This is a genomic window from Thermoflexus sp., from assembly GCF_042408365.1.
Classification (GTDB): Bacteria; Chloroflexota; Anaerolineae; order Thermoflexales; family Thermoflexaceae; genus Thermoflexus.
Window position 1 is genome coordinate 1 of the sequence record NZ_JBHOQJ010000118.1, and the last position, 3,976, is coordinate 3,976.

General features: G+C 61.2%; 2 protein-coding genes, 2 tRNA genes, 1 pseudogene and 1 CRISPR repeat array. All 5 genes and pseudogenes read right to left on the reverse strand.

Annotation, left to right across the window (positions count from 1 at the left end):
- Positions 1-328, reverse strand: a pseudogene (locus ACFMO5_RS05085) (class I tRNA ligase family protein); the annotation flags it as partial.
- 223 nt (positions 329-551) lie between these two features.
- Positions 552-1,472 (reverse strand): branched-chain amino acid transaminase, encoded by a 921-nt coding sequence (locus ACFMO5_RS05090; RefSeq protein ID WP_376791676.1) that lies wholly within the window; start codon positions 1,470-1,472, stop codon positions 552-554.
- Between the two features lie 41 nt (positions 1,473-1,513).
- The gene (locus tag ACFMO5_RS05095) at positions 1,514-2,023 is read right to left on the reverse strand and encodes a metal-dependent hydrolase (RefSeq protein ID WP_376791677.1); all 510 of its coding nucleotides are present in this window, start codon (positions 2,021-2,023) and stop codon (positions 1,514-1,516) included.
- A gap of 408 nt (positions 2,024-2,431) precedes the next feature.
- Positions 2,432-2,504, reverse strand: a tRNA-Ala gene (locus ACFMO5_RS05100).
- A gap of 14 nt (positions 2,505-2,518) precedes the next feature.
- Positions 2,519-2,591, reverse strand: a tRNA-Ala gene (locus tag ACFMO5_RS05105).
- Between the two features lie 604 nt (positions 2,592-3,195).
- Positions 3,196-3,884: direct repeats of the CRISPR family, unit length 30 nt; unit sequence GCCTCAATCGAACCAGCGTGGGATTGAAAC.
- Positions 3,885-3,976 lie beyond the last annotated feature (92 nt).

Sequence of the window (3,976 nt, forward strand, 5' to 3'; positions counted from 1 at the left end):
TGCCGGCGCATCCGCTCGATGTTGGCGTAGGTCCAGGTCTTGGGATGGGTGTTATGTTTGATGGCCGCGTTCTCCGCCGGCAGCCCGAAGGCGTCGAAACCGATAGGGAAGAGGACATTGTGGCCCTTCATGCGCAGGTAGTGGCCACGGCGTCGCTGGGGGCCATGGCGAACCAGTGCCCCATGTGCAGGTCGCCCGATGGGTAAGGGAACATCGTCAAGAAGTAGAACTTGGGCCGGCTCGGGTCCCGGACCGCTCGATAAATCCCTGTTTCCTCCCAGCGCTGCTGCCATTTCGGCTCGATCACCTGTGGATCATAACGCTCCATTTCCGCCTCCCGATAATCCCCTGATCAATGAATCCATCATTCGCAGAGTTACGCAGTTGGTTTCTCCGGGGGGCTTTGGGGGCAGAGCCGCCCCACCTCTTCTCGTGGGCTCCGAACTGCGCAACTCCTAATTCGATTCATAGCGACGATCTTGCGATTTGTGGAATTTCCGTGAACAGCGTGCCGCATGGACGGCTCGCTCCCACGCTCGCCTGAGGGCGCCTCACTGGACCGGTGTCAACCACCCGTAAACGTCCGGCGCCTGGCCGGTCACGATGGCGAAGAAACGCTCCTGAAGCCGGCGGGTGATCGGGCCGGGCTGCCCGCATCCGACCGGGATGCGATCCACGGAGCGCACCGGGGTGATCTCCGCTGCCGTCCCGGTCATGAAGATCTCATCCGCCGCGTAGAGCCATTCCCGCGGGATCGGCTGTTCCCGCACCTCGATCCCTTGCTCCCGGGCCAGGGCCAGCACCGCGTCCCGGGTCACCCCAAGCAGGATGGAGTTGTGCAAGGGCGGTGTATACAGCACGCCGTCCTTGACCAGGAACAGGTTCTCCCCACTTCCCTCCGCCACATACCCGTAAGCATCCAGCATAATCGCTTCCGCGTACCCCAGGTCGTGGGCCTCCATCGCCGCGAACTGGGAGTTGACATATTGCCCCCCGATCTTCCCCAGGGCTGGGAAGGTATCCGGGGCCATCCGGCGCCACGACGAGACGATGACGTCCACCCCCTTCTCCAAGGCCTCCTGCCCCAGATACCGTCCCCATTCGAAGGTGATGATCACCACTTCCACCGGACAGGAGCGGCCGTCGACGGCCAGGCCGCCGACCCCCCGGAAGATCAACGGGCGGATGTAGCAGGAGGCGTGCCCGTTCGCCCGCACCGTTTCCACCACCGCCTGCGCCAGTTGGTCCTCTGTATAGGGAACATTGAAGCGCAGGAGCCGGGCGGAGAAGAGGAGGCGGGCCAAGTGCGGGCGCAGGCGGAAGACCGCCGCCCCCTGGGGGGTCTCATAGGCCCGGATCCCCTCGAACACACTGGTCCCGTAGTGGAGCGCATGGGCCGTTACATGGACCGTCGCCTGATCCCAGGGCACCAGCCGCCCGTTCCACCAGATCCAGTCGCTTCTCGGCGCCATGGAGACCTATCCCTCCCAGAGAGAATTTCAATGAGCGAACCCTACCCAATGACCTCCCAGCCAATGATCACCAGAGCGGCGGTGAGGAGGAAGAGCTCGATCGCCAGGAGCATGGGCTGTCGGTAATACCGTCGGTAGAACGCGATCCCCCGAGCGCCGGTTCGATGGAGGTCCCGAGGCAACAGGACGTATTGACGGCGCCGCCAGGGCCAAAGCCACATGATCCCATCATCGGTTCCCACGCTGTCTAACGCCAGGTGCAACAGCGCCAGCCCAACCACCAGCCCCACCGGCAGATGGAACCCCCACGCCAGCAGAGCACCCCAGATCGCCCAGAACAGTGGCGTATGGGTCCAGAGGGTGTGATGGGGGTTGTGGCCCGCGCGATGAGCCCGCCGCTGGTGCCACCAGCCCCATAGCAGATCGATATCCGGCAACCCGCTGAGCAGGGCGGCCAAGCCAGCGACCCCCAGATGGAACGGCTGATGGGTGGCGCGTTGGATCACATAAGCGGCCACCACACCTGCAGCGGCGTGGGCCATCACCGTCATTGGATCCTCCGACCTGAAAGGGGTAGACTTTCCGCACAAACCCGCGACCAAGCACATTCGTCCAAAAACAAGGAACCCCCCTCCGTCAGGGACGAAGGGGGGTTCCTCCGCGGTCCCACCCTGCTTCACTGGAAGCGGGATTCCGCCTTCCAGTGCGCTTTGGGCGCGATAACGGGCGCAACCCGTCCGGAGCTACGGCGATGCTCGCGGTCACCCCGGCGGCTCCGGGGCGAGTTCGGCCTTTGGGGAGCCTCTGGGCTTCCCGGGCCCTCCCTGGAGGCCATGCGGCCTTGCACCGACCGGCCGCTCACTGAGGGATGGCCTACTACTCCCCTTCCCCGCCTTTGCGGACCTTCAGCTGCGATAAAAGAATAGGGGCTCCCACGCCCCGTTCGAACTTGAGAGAAGTGGACCCGACGGGATTCGAACCCGTGACCTCCTCAATGCCATTGAGGCGCGCTCCCAGCTGCGCTACGGGCCCACGCGATGGTGCAGTGGAGCCGACCGGATTCGAACCGGCGACCTCTCCCGTGCGAGAGGAGCGCTCTCCCAGCTGAGCTACGGCCCCACTGTCGCGATTTATTTTACCTTGAAGGCATGAGGGCTGTCAAGGCACACGCCGCCATTCGAAGGCTCCGCAGGTCACGGCGCGGGGGGCTGCCCGTGGATCGGATTTCCCCTTCGGCGGAGAGGCGAATCGATACGGGCGTTGGCGGCGTTGGCAGACGACTGAATCGTCGGGGAGCACAGCGGCCTTCACCCGGGGAGCCTCCATCGAGCCGAGGTCCTCATCCCCCGCAGGACCCGCATCCTCCCTCCGCAACCGCCAAGCGCTTCCTTTAATCTACGTGGCTCAATCATGCTCCGTGAACCTCCCTACGAATTTCCGGCAACCGGGGGTCCACGGGCGTATTCAACAAGATCCCGAGAAAACGATCCGTTTCTCCTCCTTCTGGGCATCATTTTATTTCTCATCGGGGACTTCGTCCCCATTTCATTGGTTTATTTCACGTCTTTTTGAAAGTGTCTCCGTGGACCTACCCTCATCCCATCAACCTCAACGCCTCAAAACTCCTTGACAAATCGAGCGATCAGCAATATATTTATTTCCAGAATTGCCTTCGATGCTGATACTCTACACCTTCCCCTGCCTCCATTTATGAAATCGTAGGGCCTCAATCGAACCAGCGTGGGATTGAAACATCGATAAAGCTTGACATACTCCAAGAACAACTCGCGCCTCAATCGAACCAGCGTGGGATTGAAACTCCCATCAGGAGGCATGCGATGCTCAGGATGATCCGGCCTCAATCGAACCAGCGTGGGATTGAAACAAGGTGGCCCACGGCATTGACCGCCGGACGCCGGGCCTCAATCGAACCAGCGTGGGATTGAAACACAACGGCCACGTCATGGCCCTGGGTCGGGACCGCAAGCCTCAATCGAACCAGCGTGGGATTGAAACCCCAAGCGTCGATGTCCGGCTTGAGGGCGGCGATCAGGCCTCAATCGAACCAGCGTGGGATTGAAACTGAAGACAGCCTTCATGAATCCGCCAGCTCCTCCAGGCCTCAATCGAACCAGCGTGGGATTGAAACTGTCGGAGCCACCCAAAAGCTGATCTTCCCCTCCGCGCCTCAATCGAACCAGCGTGGGATTGAAACTAGAAACAGGCCAGACCCATCCGCTCTTCCACCTTTGCCTCAATCGAACCAGCGTGGGATTGAAACGATCGGATTTTTTCCGGGCCCGACCGGGGGCCTAAGCCTCAATCGAACCAGCGTGGGATTGAAACGATGGTGGGTTGTGGTTATGTAGTGTGGAGGAGCATGCCTCAATCGAACCAGCGTGGGATTGAAACTCTTTTCTTCCATATTCGCAATTTCGGGGTTTCAATCCCACGCTGGTTCGATTGAGGCTGAAAGACCCCGAAATTGCGAATATGGAAGAAAA